9 protein-coding genes are annotated in these 15,187 nt (G+C 71.3%); 2 read left to right on the forward strand and 7 right to left on the reverse strand.

The annotated features are described in order from the left end of the window. Window positions 1–49: 49 nt before the first annotated feature. Both QEZ54_RS15475 and QEZ54_RS15480 read right to left on the reverse strand, forming a co-directional pair. Window positions 50–949 (reverse strand): Gfo/Idh/MocA family oxidoreductase, encoded by a 900-nt coding sequence (locus QEZ54_RS15475; protein ID WP_281305285.1) that lies wholly within the window; start codon window positions 947–949, stop codon window positions 50–52. A 24-nt stretch (window positions 950–973) separates the two neighbouring features. Next, window positions 974–1,501 (reverse strand): hypothetical protein, encoded by a 528-nt coding sequence (locus QEZ54_RS15480; RefSeq protein WP_281305286.1) that lies wholly within the window; start codon window positions 1,499–1,501, stop codon window positions 974–976. A 256-nt stretch (window positions 1,502–1,757) separates the two neighbouring features. Here QEZ54_RS15480 and QEZ54_RS15485 point away from each other — a divergent pair, with 256 nt between their 5' ends. Continuing rightward, the gene (locus QEZ54_RS15485; RefSeq protein ID WP_281305287.1) at window positions 1,758–2,900 is read left to right on the forward strand and encodes a lytic polysaccharide monooxygenase; all 1,143 of its coding nucleotides are present in this window, start codon (window positions 1,758–1,760) and stop codon (window positions 2,898–2,900) included. Window positions 2,901–2,957: 57 nt separating this feature from the next. On the opposite strand, the gene QEZ54_RS15490 is transcribed toward QEZ54_RS15485, so the two are convergent. Continuing rightward, window positions 2,958–6,158 (reverse strand): S8 family serine peptidase, encoded by a 3,201-nt coding sequence (locus tag QEZ54_RS15490; protein WP_281305288.1) that lies wholly within the window; start codon window positions 6,156–6,158, stop codon window positions 2,958–2,960. 662 nt (window positions 6,159–6,820) lie between these two features. On the opposite strand from QEZ54_RS15490, the gene QEZ54_RS15495 reads away from it, so the two are divergent. Next, window positions 6,821–9,061, forward strand: a complete 2,241-nt coding sequence (locus QEZ54_RS15495; protein WP_281305289.1) for an ATP-binding cassette domain-containing protein — start codon at window positions 6,821–6,823, stop codon at window positions 9,059–9,061. 1,181 nt (window positions 9,062–10,242) lie between these two features. On the opposite strand, the gene QEZ54_RS15500 is transcribed toward QEZ54_RS15495, so the two are convergent. The 4 genes from QEZ54_RS15500 to QEZ54_RS15515 all read right to left on the reverse strand — a co-directional run bounded on the left by QEZ54_RS15500 (window position 10,243) and on the right by QEZ54_RS15515 (window position 15,061). Further along, the gene (locus QEZ54_RS15500) at window positions 10,243–10,713 is read right to left on the reverse strand and encodes a DUF4395 domain-containing protein (protein ID WP_281305290.1); all 471 of its coding nucleotides are present in this window, start codon (window positions 10,711–10,713) and stop codon (window positions 10,243–10,245) included. Next, window positions 10,710–11,156, reverse strand: coding sequence for a thioredoxin family protein (locus QEZ54_RS15505; protein WP_281305291.1), 447 nt, complete (start codon window positions 11,154–11,156; stop codon window positions 10,710–10,712). Before QEZ54_RS15505 ends, QEZ54_RS15500 begins: the two co-directional genes overlap by 4 nt. Before the next feature lie 161 nt (window positions 11,157–11,317). Continuing rightward, complete coding sequence (locus tag QEZ54_RS15510) at window positions 11,318–13,333, reverse strand: MDR family MFS transporter (RefSeq protein WP_281305292.1); 2,016 nt, start codon at window positions 13,331–13,333, stop codon at window positions 11,318–11,320. 153 nt (window positions 13,334–13,486) lie between these two features. After that, window positions 13,487–15,061: a cellulose binding domain-containing protein gene (locus QEZ54_RS15515; RefSeq protein ID WP_281305293.1), complete on the reverse strand. Its 1,575-nt coding sequence runs from the start codon at window positions 15,059–15,061 to the stop codon at window positions 13,487–13,489. Window positions 15,062–15,187: the final 126 nt, after the last annotated feature.

A 15,187-nucleotide genomic window follows, 5' to 3' on the forward strand; every position in this document is an offset into this window, starting at 1 on the left:
TGTCAACGGCCCCGCAGACACAGTTGCATGATCGTTGCGCACACCCGGGTCACCGTACGGCGACCGTGCGACCGTCCTCTTCGGAGCGCTGCGCCGCATCCAGCACGGCCACGACCTCGCGCGCGAAGCGCACGTCGCACGGGTGACCCGGTCGGCCGGCGCGCACCTGGGCCAGTAGTTCGTTTATCGCCCGGCCGAAGTTGACCACGGGATCGCCGGAGCCGCCGGGCAGATCCACCACGCCCGCGTCGCCGAACAACTGGTAGCCGAACGGCTGGGCGGCGGGGGGCGCGTCCAGGGTCAGCTGCATGACGCTGACCGCGCCGCTGTCGTGGCGGAGCAGCACGTGGCTGGTCGCGTGCGCGCCGCGCAGCGCCGACACCTCGGCCACCGGCCCGAGCACCGGCAGCAGCCGCGACAGCGCGTGCGGGCCGAGGTCCCACAGGCCGCCGTGCTCGCGGCGCCACTGCGACCCCGCGTACGGGCCGCCCTGGGCGAAGATCGAGCCGTACATGACGACGCGGGCCGAACTCCAGCCACCGGCCGCCGCGGCGGTCTCCAGGGCGGCGCCGACCTCCGGGTCGAACCGGGCGGTGAAGAAGACGACGCTGGCCACGCCGCTGCCGGCGACGGCCTCGACCACCTCGTCGGCGTCGGCGACCGTCAGCGACACCGGCTTGTCCAGCAGCAGGTGGCGCCCGGCGCGGGCGGCGCGCACGGCCAGCGGCGCCTGCACGTCCGGCGGCAGCGCCACGGCGACGGCCTCGCAGTCGGCGATGAGCGCGTCGGCGTCGGCGTACGGCGCCACGCCCAGCCGCCCGGCCAGCGCGGCGGTCCTGGCCGGGTCCCGGCCCCACACGCCGACCAGCTCGGCCTCCGGGTGGGCGACCAGCGCCGCACCCTGCGTCACCTGGGCCCAGTGGCCCGTTCCGAACAACCCGAATCGCATGGTGATCACACTAGTGCGCGCCGGTCAGGCGTCGGCGACCTCGTCCTCGTAGCGTTCGAGGACCCGCTTGGGCAGGTCGTGGTTCACGAAGCCGTTGAAGGCGCGGGCTTCGTACCGGTCGGGCAGCAGGGCGCGGACCCGGTCGGGGTAGCCCTGCCCGGCCTGGGCGATGCGCACCACGGGCGGCTCGGTCAGGTCCACGGCCACCGGGCCGGAGATGCGCGAGGCGAAGTCCCAGGGCTGCCCCGGCGACCCGGCGGCGCAGAGGTAGTACGCGTAGACGCGGCGCACCTCGGCGACGGTGCGGGCGTCGACGGGCTCGTAGCCCATCGTCTCGGCGGTACAGATGACGCGGTCGTCGGCCTTGACCTCGTGGCCGTGGTCGTGGTGCTCGGCCGGGGTGGAAAGTTCCAGCACCTGGGTCACGCGCGCGGCCAGCGCGGCGTCCAGGTCGACCGGGCGCAGCAGCGGGGAGAGGGCCGCGACCACGGCGAGCGCCAGCAGCTCTGGCAGCACCCACCACGTGTTGCGGCGCAGTGCGGTCATCGACACCGGCACATGGTCGCAAAGGTGATGGCACTGCGCAACCATTGCTTGACCGGTTCATACATGGTGCAATGTCGATGCCGTGGCGCCGCGAGGGCATCCGTGGGCGCGCCGCGGCACGCGCGTGAGCCGTGTTCGACGCGACGGACCGTCCCCGCTCTGCCCGCACCGTGTCCGGTGCCGGGCAGGGTTTGACTCCGCAGTCGCAGCACGGCCCGTCCCGCCGACGTGCGGTGCGCATCCGTGCTGGAAAGGACAGCACGTGAACAGACTCAAGGTGGCCGCGATCGCGGCGACCGCAGCCCTGGCCGCCGGAGTGGCGACCATGTTGATCAATCCTGGTCCGGCGGCGGCGCACGGAGCGCTGCTCACCCCGGGCAGCCGCACCTACCTGTGCTATGTGGACGGCAAGAGCAGCACGGGCGAGATCAAGCCGACCAACCCGGCCTGCCAGAACGCCGCGACCGTGGGCGGCACCCAGCCGTTCTACGACTGGTTCGGCGTGCTGCGCTCCGACGGGGCGGGCCGCACCCGCGGCTTCATCCCCGACGGCGCGCTGTGCAGCGGCGGCTTCACCAAGTACGCCGGGTTCGACGCCCCGCGCAGCGACTGGCCGCTGACCCACCTCACCTCGGGTGCCAACCACAACTGGCGCTACAGCAACTGGGCCGCCCACCCGGGCTGGTTCTACCTGTACATCACCAAGGACGGCTACAACCCCAACCAGGCGCTGACCTGGGCGGACATGGAAGAGCAGCCGTTCCTGAGCGTGGACCACCCGCCGATGTCCGGCCCGGCGCCGGACGGCTACTACTACTGGTCGGGCAACCTGCCCGTGAAGACCGGCCGCCACGTCATCTACTCGGTGTGGAAGCGCTCGGACAGCACCGAGACCTTCTACGGCTGCTCCGACGTGGTCTTCGACGGCGGCAACGGCCAGGTGACGGGTATCAACAACCCGCTGCCGAGCCAGTCCCCCGGCCCGTCGGCGTCGCCGTCGGCGGGCTCCCCCTCGCCGTCGGCATCCCCGTCGCGGTCGGCTTCGCCCTCGGCGTCGCCGTCGCGGTCCGCCTCGCCGGCCCCGAGTTCGCCCGCCCCGACCGGGGCGTGCACCGCGACGCTCGCGGTCACCAACAGCTGGGGCAACGGGTTCCAGGGTGAGGTGACGGTGCGCAACCCGGGCACCGCCCAGCTCAACGGCTGGACCGTCAAGGCGACGTTCGCCAACGGGCAGGTGGTGTCGCAGAGCTGGAGCAGCACGTACACCCAGTCCGGGGCGGTGGCCACGTTCAAGAACGTGAGCTGGAACGCCGCCATCCCGGCCGCGGGCAGCACCGCGTTCGGGTTCCTGGCCAGCCACACCGGCACGAACAACCCGCCGACGCTGACCTGCACCAGCCCGTAGCACATGGAACAGCGGCGGGGGCGGCCCGAAGGCCGTCCCCGCCGCCGTCTTCAACGGTTACGTGACCAGCCGGTACGCCCGGATGATCGTCTGCTCCACGGTGTTGCCCTTGCTGTCCTCACCGGCGGCCTTGATGGAGACGAACCCCGCCTTGTTCGGGTGCAGCAGGGTGACCAGCCAGCTCCCACCCAGGTGCAGCACCGGCGCCTTGACCCAGTGCTTCCCGTCGTCGAACGACACCTGCACGCTGAGCTTGCGCAGGCTGCCCGCACCGGACTGGAACTGCTGCCACGCCTTCACCGGGATGACGGCCAGGCTGCCCGCCTTCGCGGTGTTGCGGTCGCTGAGCGCGGGCTCGAAACCCAGCGTGGTGACCGGCAGGCGCTGCAGGTCCTCGCCGCCGCCCGAGCGGAAGGTCCAGACCGTCCGCTCCTTCGTCGACAGCACCGCGGGGGCGCCGCGCTCGATCGACGACTCGATCCGGAACCGGCCCGGGGCGGCGGGCACGTTCTCGATGAAGGCCCACGGATCGGCGGCCTCCCCGATGAGCACACCGTCGCGGTACACCGCGACGCGGCCCGAGGTGTACTCGCCGGCACCCGGGTGACCCGCGGCGTCGCCGTACGGGCCCTGCCCGACCACCAGCAGGTCGCCCATGCGGGCGACGTCGGCGTAGTCCTCGTCGGCCGACAGCACCGGCCCGAACGCCGCCTGGTTGAAGCGGTCCCGGTAGGTGCGGCCGGCCTGGTAGGTCTGCTCGGCGGAGAACAGCGACTGGACGAACGTGTAGGACTCGTCCGTGACCAGCAACTCGTCGAAGAGTGGCTCCCACGTGACGTCCCCCGTGAAGTACTCGGTACGGGAGAACGGCAGCGGGCTCTCGACCAGCAGCGCCGAGCCGCTGTGCGCGCCGGGGAACCGGGCGAGGGCGCCCTTCAGCCCCAGGGCACCCGGGACGTGCTGGTAGTGCTCGGATCGCACGGTGGCCAGCTCGCCGGTGGCCACATGCTTGACGAGTCCGGTCGTGATCCGGTCGTTCTGCCACCAGGCGCCGTTGTAGACCACCGGTACGCGCACCTCGTCGCCGGACCCGACGAACTGCCCGAACGTGGCGCTGACCGAGGACAGCAGGCCCGGCAGGGGCTCACCGTCCAGCGGCCCGGACCGCAGCTCGGCGAAGTCCGCCACCGAGGCGCCGACTCCGGCCGTGCCGCCGTCGACGGTCGGGAACTCCACGGTGATGTCGGCCGACATGGAGACCGCGGCCGGGTCGGGCATCGTGACGTCGAACTTGCCGGAGTTGCGCGCGTCGAGGGTGATGGTGCGCGAGCCGGCGACCACCACGCGCGGGTACACCAGCTGGGTCACGCCGTTCTCGGTCGGCAGCCAGCTGAACAGCAGGTACGTGCCCGCCGCGACGCGCACGTCGGTGTCCGGGGCGTCCGCGCCGTACAGCACCACCTCCTTGCCCGTCTCCTGGTTGAACAGGACGGTGAAGTACTCCGCGGCGGGCTGCCCCGCCAGGTCCAGGTGCGGCAGGCTGAGGGTGAACTTCTCCTCCTCGCGGTCGACCGCGAACGGAGTCGTCACCTTGACCGCACCTGCGGTGGCCGTGATCCGGCCGCCGAAGTAGCCGGTCGCGGCGCCCGTGCGCACATCCGAGGTGAGCTGCACCGAGGCGGTGCCGCCCGCCGGGACGGTGAGCGTGCCCGCGCTGAGCGAGAAGTACCCGGCCGGAGCCGCGGTGTCCAGCGCCAGCGCCAGCGTGACGTCGGCCGCGCCGCTGTTGCGGTAGGTGACCGTGCGCACGTCGACGGTGTCGTCGCCGTGCGGCCACTCCTGGCGGCCCAGGCTGACCACGGCGGGTTCGGCCGTGACCGGCTGGTTGATCGCGCGCGCCACGTCGACCCGGCCCGCGCCCTGCGCGAACGGGCCGTCGATGGCCGGGTTCGGCGCCGCCGATCCGATCAGCGTGGTCTTGCGCTGCGCCGCCGACCAGTCGGGGTGCACCTGGGTGAGGATCGCGGCGGCACCGGCCACGTGCGGGGTGGCCATCGAGGTGCCCGACAGCGTGGTGTACGGCTGGCCGGGCTCGCCCAGGAAGCCGTCCTTGCTGTTGGCGGCCACGATGTCCACGCCCGGCCCGGTGATCTCCGGCTTGAGCGCGGCGTCGCCGACGCGCGGACCCCGGCTGGAGAACTCGGCCAGGTCCTCGTTCTTGTAGACCGCGCCGACCGCGAGCGCCGCGTCGGCGCTGGCCGGCGAGCCGACCGTCTCGTCGCCGCCGGCGTTGCCCGCGGCGATGACGAACAGGATGTTCGACGACGCGGTCAGGTCGTTGACGGCCTGCTCGATCGGGTCGATCTCGGGTCCGTCGGTGCCGCCGAGGCTCATGTTGACCACGTCGGCGCCGTTGGCGGCGGCCCACTGCATGCCGTCGAGGATCCACGACTCGGCGCAGCCGCCCTCGAAGCAGACCTTGCCGTCGAGCAGGGTCGCCCCGGGTGCCACACCCTTGTACTTGCCGCCCGACGCGGCACCGGAACCGGCGATGGTCGAGGCGACGTGGGTGCCGTGGCCGACGTGGTCGAGGCCGTCCTCGTACTCCCCGGCGAAGTTCTGCTCGGCGGCGACCTTGCCCGCCAGGTCCGGGTGGGTGGCGTCGATGCCGGTGTCGAGCACCGCCACCTTCACGCCGGTGCCGTCGAAGCCCGCGGCCCAGGCCGCGGGCGCGCCGATCTGCGGCACGCTCACGTCGAGGCTGGGCTTGCGCACCCCGTCCAGCCAGACCTTGCCCGGGTTGGCCACCCGGGACTTCGAACCGGCCGACTTCAGGTTCTTCCAGTACGACCCGAGCTTGGCGTGCGGCGCCTTGGCCGCGTACCCGCGCAGGACCGGCAGCCGGCGCGTGACGGTCAGCCCGGCGGGCGCGGCGGCGGTGCTGCCGACCCCGGAGACCAGCAGCGGCAGCGACTCGCGGCGGTCGTAGCCGGCCGCCAGCAGCCCGGTGATGTCGAACAACCGCAGGTCGAGCCGGTCGGCGCGCAGCAGCGGCAGCGCGTCGGCCGGGATGACGTAGCGGTGCCCGGCACGGGTGTAGCGCAGGTACTGCACACCCTGGCGCGGGGTGATGCTGATCCTCTCGTCTCCGTGTGTGGTGATCCGGTCGCCGGTCACCAGGGTGACCGTGCGTCCGACTGCCTGAGCCTGCTGCTGCCCGGATCCCTTGGCGATGGCGGCCGGTTCCGGCCCTGCCATGCCCGGCTCCCCGGCCAGTAACGATGTGACGACGGCGGCGGCAAGTATGCCGGCCAGCATCCGTCGAGATCGCATGCGCGCTCCCCCATTCGGCGTCTGAAACAGACTGTCCACTCACGACGCAAGGTACTCATGCATCGCAATGCGTACACGCGACAGACATGCCGTTGGGTTCCGCGAATCGACAAGATCTTTGGGTGGGGCCCCGGCGGGCACCCCGGAATCGACTCGGCAGGGTATGGATGGAGGGCTATTTTGTTGGTACTCTCGCCGAAGTATCGCCTGGCGGTGCCGAAAAGACCGCCCGCCCCGGAGCTGATCGGGATCCGGGGCGGGCGGTCGGCGAGAAAAGAGCCGCGCCACTGGGCAGGGCGCGGCTCGAAGAGGTAAAGGTCGGTGCGTGCGGTCGCCTCGCGGCGAGTGGCGCGACACGGCTCCAGCCGTACGGTATTCCGTGAAGGCTTTGTATTTGAGGCCCGGGGACACTGTCCACGCACCGACCTCGACCACCTTAGCGCCGATCTTCGCCGTTGCCGAACATCGTGGCCGTGATCACTTACGGGAATCACCCGGGCGGATCATCCCCGGTCGTGCTCCTGACGGCGGCCTATTCCGGCCGTACGACGCTTGCCCCGCGCTGACCTTGCCGCAAGGATGACCGGGTGTCCAACGACCCCTCCACCTCCGCCCAGCCTGCCACGGCGCCGGCCGGCTCCGGACCGGCGGCCGCCGACGGCGCCGCCCGCACCCGCCTGGGACGCGACAGCGACAACGACATAGTCATCGACGACCTGCAGGCCTCCCGCCGCCACGCCGAGCTGCGGCGGGTCGGCAACTCGTACCAGATCGTCGACCTGGGCAGCCGCAACGGCACGTTCCTCAACGGACGCCGGGTGCTCAAGGCCACCGCGCTGCACTCCGGCGACCTGGTGTCGATCGGCCGCCACGAGCTGCTCTTCGACGGCGTACGGCTGCACGAGCACGTCGACACCGGCCCCGCCTCGATCGTCGCCGACGACCTGACCGTGCGCATGGGCGAGAAGGTGCTCATCGACGACGTCAGCTTCTCGCTGCGCGAGGGCAGCCTGCTGGCCCTCATCGGCCCCAGCGGCTGCGGCAAGTCCACCCTGCTCAAGGCGCTCACCGGGCTGCGCCCGGCCACCCAGGGCCGGCTCTGGTACGGCGGCCACGACCTCTACGCCGACTACGCCCAGCTGCGCTACCGCATCGGCATGGTGCCCCAGGACGACGTGCTGCACAAGCAGCTCAAGGTCCGCACCGCCCTGCGGTACGCCGCCGCGCTGCGCTTCGCCGACGACGTGCCGCGCAAGGTCCGCTGGGCCAAGGTCAACGAGGTCATGGAGACCATGCGCCTGACCCACCGGGCCAAGGCACGCATCGACGTGCTCTCCGGCGGCCAGCGCAAGCGGGCCTCGGTCGCGATGGAGCTGCTCACCGAGCCGTCGCTGCTGTGCCTGGACGAGCCCACCTCGGGCCTGGACCCGGCGCTGGACAAGGGCGTCATGACCGAGCTGCGCGAGCTCGCCGACAAGGGCAAGACCGTCGTCGTGGTCACCCACAGTGTGCTGCATCTGGACATGTGCGACCGGGTGCTGGTCATGTGCCTGGGCGGCACCATGGGCTACTTCGGCCCGCCGGACCAGCTGCTTGACTTCTTCGGCGCCGAGGACTACGCCGACGTGTTCACGAAGATCACCGACGAGCCGGAGCGGTGGACCCGCGCCTTCCGCAACTCCCCGCTGTACGCCCGCTATGTCAGCGCCGTCGCCCCGGTCACCCGCGACGCCGCCCCGGCGGCCCCTGCCGCCCCGGCGCAGGCCGAGGCCGCGACCGAGGCCGTCGACGCCGCCGACCCGGTCGCGTCGATCCCCGCCCAGCGCACCGACGAGCCCACCCTGCTCGACACCGGCGCGGTCGAGCTGCCGCCGGTGAACCCGGCCGACGACGCCGAACCGGCCACCACCGCCGTCGACGCCAACGGCGTACGCATCCGGCCCAACGTCGCCGCGGCCAAGCCGGGCACCGTGAACATGGACAAACGCACGTTCCGGCTGTTCGCCCGCAACCCCAGCGCGCCGATCCGGCAGTACTTCACGCTGTGCCTGCGCATGCTGAACGTGATCTTCTCCGATCGCGGGTTCAGCATGTTCCTGCTCGCGATGCCGCTGATCCTGGCCGGGCTGTCGTACACCGTCCCCGGCGAGCACGGCCTGGCCATGCAGAAGATCATCAGCCTGGAGGCGATGCAGCTGCTCGTGGTGCTGGTCACCGGCGCGGCCTTCATCGGCACCGCCGCCTCGATGCGCGAGATCGTCAACGAGGCGCCGATCTACGCCCGGGAACGCGCGGTCGGCCTGTCGGCCGCGGCGTACCTGAGCTCGAAGCTGACGATCTTCTTCCTGATCAACACCGCGCAGGTGGCGCTCTTCGTCTACCTCGCGCTGTTCAAGGGCACGCCGTCGGAGTTCCTGGTGATCCCGAGCCAGACCCTCGAGATCATCGTCGCGATGGTGGCGGTCGCGCTCGTGTCGACGGTCCTCGGCCTGCTGATCAGCGCCCTGGCGCGGACCAGCGAGCAGACCACCCCGATCATGGTCGTGGTGGTCATGGCCCAGTTGGTCTTCTCCGGCGGCCTGTTCCTGCTCGCGGGCAGCCCGGTCATGGAGATCATCGCCTGGGTGTTCCCGACCCGGTGGGGCTTCAGCGCTGCGGCGGCCACGACCGACGTGGGCAAGATGCTGCCCAAGCTGTTCCAGGACCCGCTGTTCACCCACAGCACCGAGACCTGGTGGCGGGCGATGATCTTCATCGGCGTGCAGCTGGTGGTCCTCACCCTCCTCACCCGCCTAGCCATGCGCCGCCTCGAACCCGGCCGCTCCTAACCCCCACCCCCGGCCCCGCAGGCCCTCCGGCCTGCGGGGCCGCCCCTTCGCCTCCGGTTGATCATGAACATATGGACGTGTTCGACGGCGTGTCCTCACCCTGGCGCCGTGATCGACAAGGGCTTGGCGGCGCGTGTTTGCCGAGGCGGCTGTCCGCAATGGGCGATTTTCCCTGCGATGATCGCCATGCGCGGGCAGATCCTGCGGTCGTAGCACGTGAAGTGACCGCAGGCGGCGATCGTCGACATCGTGCAGCGCTCGATCGCTGGCGACCGCGAGCGCTTGCCCGCGCACGATCACGCTCTCCGGTCGAAACGTGCGGTATCAGGCGACAGCCCGACATCAAACGCCGACCATCGAGAACCGCGCCAGCCCGATCGCCGACGATCCCGAGCACCTACCCGCACACGATCACACTCACCGGCCGAAACATGCGGCATCAGGCGACAGCCCGACGCCAAACGCCGACCATCGAGAGAAGCCGACCAACGAGACCTGTGTCGACCCGACCCCGCTCCGCTGCCGGCCGATCGCGCCGGGCGATCGATGCCGTTCGGTCGGAGTGCGGCGGGCCAGCTGACTTCCTCGCGGTTTCGCGGGCCGGGCTCCGCCGACGATTCGGCATCGGTTCGGAGTCAGAGCGCCCGATTCGTCCGCTGCCGGTTCGCATTTCCATCGCAGAGCGGGATCGAGAGATCGCGACCGTCGATGGTCGCCGCCTGTGGTCAGTCGGTCGGCCAGAACCGCACGGCTTGCCCTACGAGCGCGATCATGCGCGGTCAAGCGCCCACGATCGCCAGCGATCGAGCGACGCCCGATGTTGACGATCGCCTCCTGCGGTCACTCCACGAGCTGCGACCTAAGGGTTTGCCCAGACACAGCGATCTCCGCCTGCGGTCACCTCGCAAGCTGCGATCGCACCGTTCGCCCGCGCACAACGATCGCCGCCTGCGGTCACTTCGCGCGCAGCGACCGCAGGGTTGCCCACGCACAACGCCCCCGATCGCCGCCTGCGGTCACTTCGCGCGCTACGACCGCAGGGTTTGGCCGCGCAGGGCGATCATCGCAGGGGAGATCACCGATTGCGGACAGACGCCCCTGCGACGCTCGCCGCGTCAAGCACTAGTTGATCACGGTGCCGGGGTGGGGACACGCCGTCGAACACGTCCATAAGTTCATGATCAACGGGGCGATGGGGGTGCGGCAGGGCGGGGGTGGGGTTGGGGGGTGGGGGTGCGGGGGGTTAGGGGGTGGCCGGTGAGGCGGCGGTAGGCGAGGAAGAGCTCGCAGCCGAGGCAGAGGCCGAACGCGCCGTTGAGGCAGGCGGCGATCAGGGCGAACCCGGCGGCGATCGCCCCGACGAGGGTGGCGCCGGACAGGTACCCGGCGGCCGATACCAGGGCGAACACGAGGCCGACGAACTGCGCGAACCGTACGGGGGCCAGCGGCTCGAGCTCGGTGGGCGGGGCCAGGCGCGGGGCGACCAGCGCGCGGTACAGCAGGCCGTACGGGCCGAGGCGCGGCCAGGCGGCGGTCACCGCGAACACCGCCGCCTGCGCCAGTACCAGCCAGCCGGATCCGGTGAGCAGGACGGCCACCAGCACGATCGTGGTGAGGACGGCGGCGAAGCGGGGGCCGCGCGGGTCGGTCATGCGGAGCTCTTCTCGATGTCGGCGGCGGAAAGGAGCGGGGCCACGGCGGCCATGACCTGCGCGCGGGTGGGGGTGCCCTGGGCGCGTCCGGCGATCCGGCCGGTGGCGTCGATGACCAGGACGGTGGGCGTACGCCAGATGTCCAGCGCCCGCACCGCTTCCAGGCGGCTCTCAGCGTCGATCTCGACGTGGGCGACGCCGGGCACGGCCTCGGCCACGTGCGCGCAGATCACCCGGGTGGCCCGGCAGGGCGCGCAGAACGCGGAGGAGAACTGCAGCAGGGTGACGGTCCCCGCGGGGACGCCGAGGTCGCGGAGCAGTGCCGCGTGGCCGTCGTCGTTCGACACCTGACGTACGGTACCCGCGCGCCGACGGTGGACCAGCCCGGCCGCGGTCGCGGCGACCAGCGCCACAGCCGCCACCACCGCTCCGGTCCAGTTCATCCCGTCAGCCTGGCACGCGCCCCGGCCCTGCTCGAAGCCCCGTCCCGAGGTTCGGACGTGGTTCACATCTCCGCCACACGGCTGCCACACCGTCCCGCACCAGGGGCGGGCGTTAAGAAGGGGCCCTTCACCTACGGAAAGCGATAAGAAGGGACCCTTCCTTACCCCCGGAGGGGGTGGGGGGCGGTGGACTCCAGGGCGGGGGCGGGGTGGTCCTCGAACACCAGCTGGCGCGCCGCCGAGCGGACCGCGTCGGCGAAGTCGGTGTCGGAGGCGTCCTCCCAGTCGGCGAGTTCGCCGGACAGCCACTGGCGCCAGGCGGCGGCGATGCGGTCGTACTCGGCGACGCCGCGCGGGGTGAGGGCCACGTCGCCGCCCGCCGAGGTGACGTAGCCGTCGTCGACGCAGCGCTGGTAGGCGGGCCACAGCACCTGGGGCGGCAGCTGGTAGTGGCGGGCGATCTGGTCGACCCGGGCCCGGCCGTAGTGCTCGGCGAACAGCACGATCCGCGACAGGCACCAGGCCAGGCCGATGCCGCCGGAGATCCCGGCCGAGGCCAGCACGCCGGGGGCGGCGGTGGGGCCGCGGTGGCGCCATACCGTGGCGATGGCCCTTTCCAGGTTCTCCTCGCGGTCGCCGGCGTCCGGCATGCCGAAGCCCTCGCCCAGGTCGGTGGCGGCGGCGCGGGCGGTGTCGCGCAGCGGCACCTGCTTGAGCAGCAGCGCGACCGCGGCGGCGAGCAGCCCGATGGGTACGGCGGCCCGGAACACCGTCTGCAGCGCCTCGGCGTACCCGTCGACGACCAGTGCCCGCAGCGGCTCGGGCAGCGAGCGCACCCCGGCGGGGCTCTCCAGCACGCGCAGGTCCACCCCGGCGGGCAGCGGCCCGACCCGCTCGATCTGCTGGTTGAGCGCGTGGGCGTACACGGTGCCGAACAGCGCCACCCCGAACGAGGCGCCCAGCGTACGCAGGAACGTCACGCCGGAGGTGGACACGCCCAGGTCGTGGTAGCTGACGGTGTTCTGCACGACGATGGTGAGCACCTGCATGCTCATGCCGAGCCCGAGGCCCAGGACGAACAGGAACGCCGACTCGGCCACCAGGCCGGTGCCGGCGTCCATCAGCGACAGCAGGTACATGCCCAGCGCGGTGACCAGGCCGCCCACCACCGGGAACCACTTGTAGTGGCCGGTCCGGCCGACGATGGTGCCGCTGGCGATGGACGTGATCAGCAGGCCGATCACCATCGGCAGCATGCGCAGGCCGGACGCAGTGGCCGAGGCGCCCTGGACGTACTGCATGAAGGTGGGCAGGAAGGTGAGCGCGCCGAACATGGAGAAGCCGACGATGAAGCTGAGGATGCCGCAGACGGTGAAGACCGGGTTTGCGAACAGGCGCATCGGCAGCATCGGCTCGCGCGCCCGCAGCTCGATCCAGACGAACAGGGCCAGCGCGATCAGGCCGCCGACGCCGAGGCCGATGATGGTGGCCGACCCCCACGGGTACTCGGTGCCGCCCCAGCTCGTCATCAGGATGAGGCAGCTCGACGCGACGGCGATCATGCCGATGCCGAGGTAGTCGATGACCGGCCGGGCCACGGTCGGCAGCTTCGGCATCGACACCGCGCAGACGATCATCACGACGACGCCGACCGGGATGTTGACGTAGAAGGCCCAGCGCCAGGACGCGTGGTCGGTGAACAGGCCGCCCAGCAGCGGGCCGAGCACGGTGACCACGCCGAAGACGGCGCCCAGGGCGCCCTGGTACTTGCCGCGCTCGCGCAGCGGGATGTAGTCGGCGATCAGCGCCATCGCGGTGACCAGGATGCCGCCGGCGCCCGCGCCCTGCACGCCGCGCCAGGCGATCAGCCAGGCCATGTTGTGGGCGAAGCCGCAGAAGAACGACGCCACCAGGAAGATCGCGATGCAGACCTGGAACAGCGTCTTGCGCCCGAACAGGTCGCCGAGCTTGCCGGCCAGCGCGGTGGCGACGGTCTCGGCCAGCAGGTACGCCGTGACGACCCAGGAGAGGTGGGACGCCCCGCCGAGGTCGCCGACGATGGTGGGCAGCGCGGTGCCGACGATGGTCTGGTCGAGGGCGGCCAGCAGCATGCCGAGCGCGACCGTGACGAAGACGGCGTTGCGGCGCGCCGAGCTGAGCTCGCCACTGCGGTCCATGCGTTCACACTAATTGTCCGCTTTACCCCGCGCGGGCGATCTCCCGTGAACCGGCCCGCCCCGGCCTTGATCGTTCATGTTGCCGGGCAGTCGGGCGTATCGAGGGTCGAGATACGCCCGACTGCCCGGCAACTTAGTGGATCTAGGGGGCCGTCAGCGGGTGAAGCCGGCGGTGATGCGGGTGAAGTCCCAGTCGGACTGGGCGATGCCGCTGCAGTTGGCGACCACGCCGCCGCCGGCGCAGCCCCGGTCGCGGTTGACCGACCAGAACGCCAGGCGCGCGATGGCCTTGCTGTTGGCCCAGTCGCGGATCTGGGTCCAGGTCGCGGTGCTGGTCAGCTCCTGCTGGTCGGACAGGCCGTTCATGCCGGAGAGGCCGATGTGGGCGTACGCGGTGGCGTCGCTCCAGCCGTACGCCGTCTTCAGGGCGTTCTTCAGCCCTTCGGCGGCGCTGACGGTGTTGGCGTACATGTTCGCCCCGCCGCCGAAGTCGAACGGCATGATCGTGAAGATGTCGATGTTGGTGCCCAGCGCCGCCGACTGGTTGATCAGGCGGGTGCCCCACCAGGACGGACCGGTGGTCGAGGTGCCGAACGTGATGATCGTCTTGATGCCGGGGTTGTTCTGCTTGACGATCTTCAGCGCGTTGAGGATGCGGTCCTGCACGACCTCGTTCTCGAACTCGTCGGTGTTCTCGATGTCGATGTCGATGGCCTTCAGGTTGTACGCGTTGATGACCTGCTGGTACGCCCCGGCCAGCGCGGCCGCGGTGGAGCAGTTCGGGCCGAGCTTGTTGCCGCTCCAGCCGCCGAACGAGGGCACGATGTCGCCGCCCGCCGCCTTGATCGCGTTGATGGTGCTCTGGTCGGCGCCGCCGGTCAGCGGGCGGCTGCCGTCCCAGGCCGGGGTGCAGCCGCCGCCGGACAGCACGAACGCCATGGTGAACCACTTGATGCCGGTGGCCGACATGACCGTGCTGACGCTGGGCGGGTTGCCCCAGCCGACGTAGTAGTACGGCGCGGCGCCCTTGAAGCCGCTGGTGGTGCAGCCGGTGGTGGTGGCCGAGGCGGCGCTGCTGGCGGCGGACTCGCCGTTGCCGTTGTACGCCTTCACGGTGTACGTGTGCGCCGTGCAGGTGCCCAGGCCGGAGATGGTCGCCGAGGTGCCGGTGACGGTGGCGCGGACGGTGCTGCCCTCGTACACGCGGTAACCGGTGACGGTGCCGGTGGAGGCGCCCCAGCTCAGCGCGATCGAGGTGTTGGTGACCGTGCCGACCGACGGGTTGCCCGGCTTGCCGGGGACCCCAGCCGGGGGCGGCGAGGACGGCGGGGTGCCGCCGCCGCAGGAGGCGCCGTTGACGGTGCAGTTCAGCGGGTTGCCCGAGCCGCTGACGTTGAAGCCGAAGGAGGCGGTGCCACCGGGGTTGACGGTGCCGTTCCAGCCCGCGTTCACGGCCGTGACGTGCTGGCCGGACTTGGTGACGACCGCGTCCCAGGCCGTGCCCATGGTGGCGCCGGAGGGCAGGTCGAACTGGACGTTCCAGCTGGTGATGGTGCTGGAGGTGTTGTTCGTGATGGTGAACTTGCCCTCGTAGCCGGTGCCCCAGTCCTGCACCTTGGTGAAGGCGGCGGTGGCGGCGTACGCCGGGGTGGATCCGATGAGGGAGGCGGCACCGGCGATCAGGGCCACGCTGAGGGTGGCCAGACCGGCGCGCAGGGATCTTCTCATGGCGGGGGGAGCCCTTTCGTCGGGTAGCGCGCGGCGGGCGACGGCTTCGGGGAGCACGTCGCCCGACGGCGAGCTTGGGGACTTCAGGCGCTCATGAGCTTGGGTACACCCTAGGGTTTAAGAGAG

The sequence above is a fragment of the Catellatospora sp. KI3 genome (assembly GCF_029948125.1).
GTDB lineage: Bacteria > Actinomycetota > Actinomycetes > Mycobacteriales > Micromonosporaceae > Catellatospora.

What these genes read in the sequence shown, in the direction of transcription:
- QEZ54_RS15475 (WP_281305285.1), bottom strand. Translation starts at nt 949, where the DNA reads ATGCGATTCGGGTTGTTCGGAACGGGCCACTGGGCCCAGGTGACGCAG.
- QEZ54_RS15490 (WP_281305288.1), bottom strand. Translation starts at nt 6,158, where the DNA reads ATGGCAGGGCCGGAACCGGCCGCCATCGCCAAGGGATCCGGGCAGCAG.
- QEZ54_RS15500 (WP_281305290.1), bottom strand. Translation starts at nt 10,713, where the DNA reads ATGACCGACCCGCGCGGCCCCCGCTTCGCCGCCGTCCTCACCACGATC.
- QEZ54_RS15505 (WP_281305291.1), bottom strand. Translation starts at nt 11,156, where the DNA reads ATGAACTGGACCGGAGCGGTGGTGGCGGCTGTGGCGCTGGTCGCCGCG.
- QEZ54_RS15510 (WP_281305292.1), bottom strand. Translation starts at nt 13,333, where the DNA reads ATGGACCGCAGTGGCGAGCTCAGCTCGGCGCGCCGCAACGCCGTCTTC.
- QEZ54_RS15515 (WP_281305293.1), bottom strand. Translation starts at nt 15,061, where the DNA reads ATGAGAAGATCCCTGCGCGCCGGTCTGGCCACCCTCAGCGTGGCCCTG.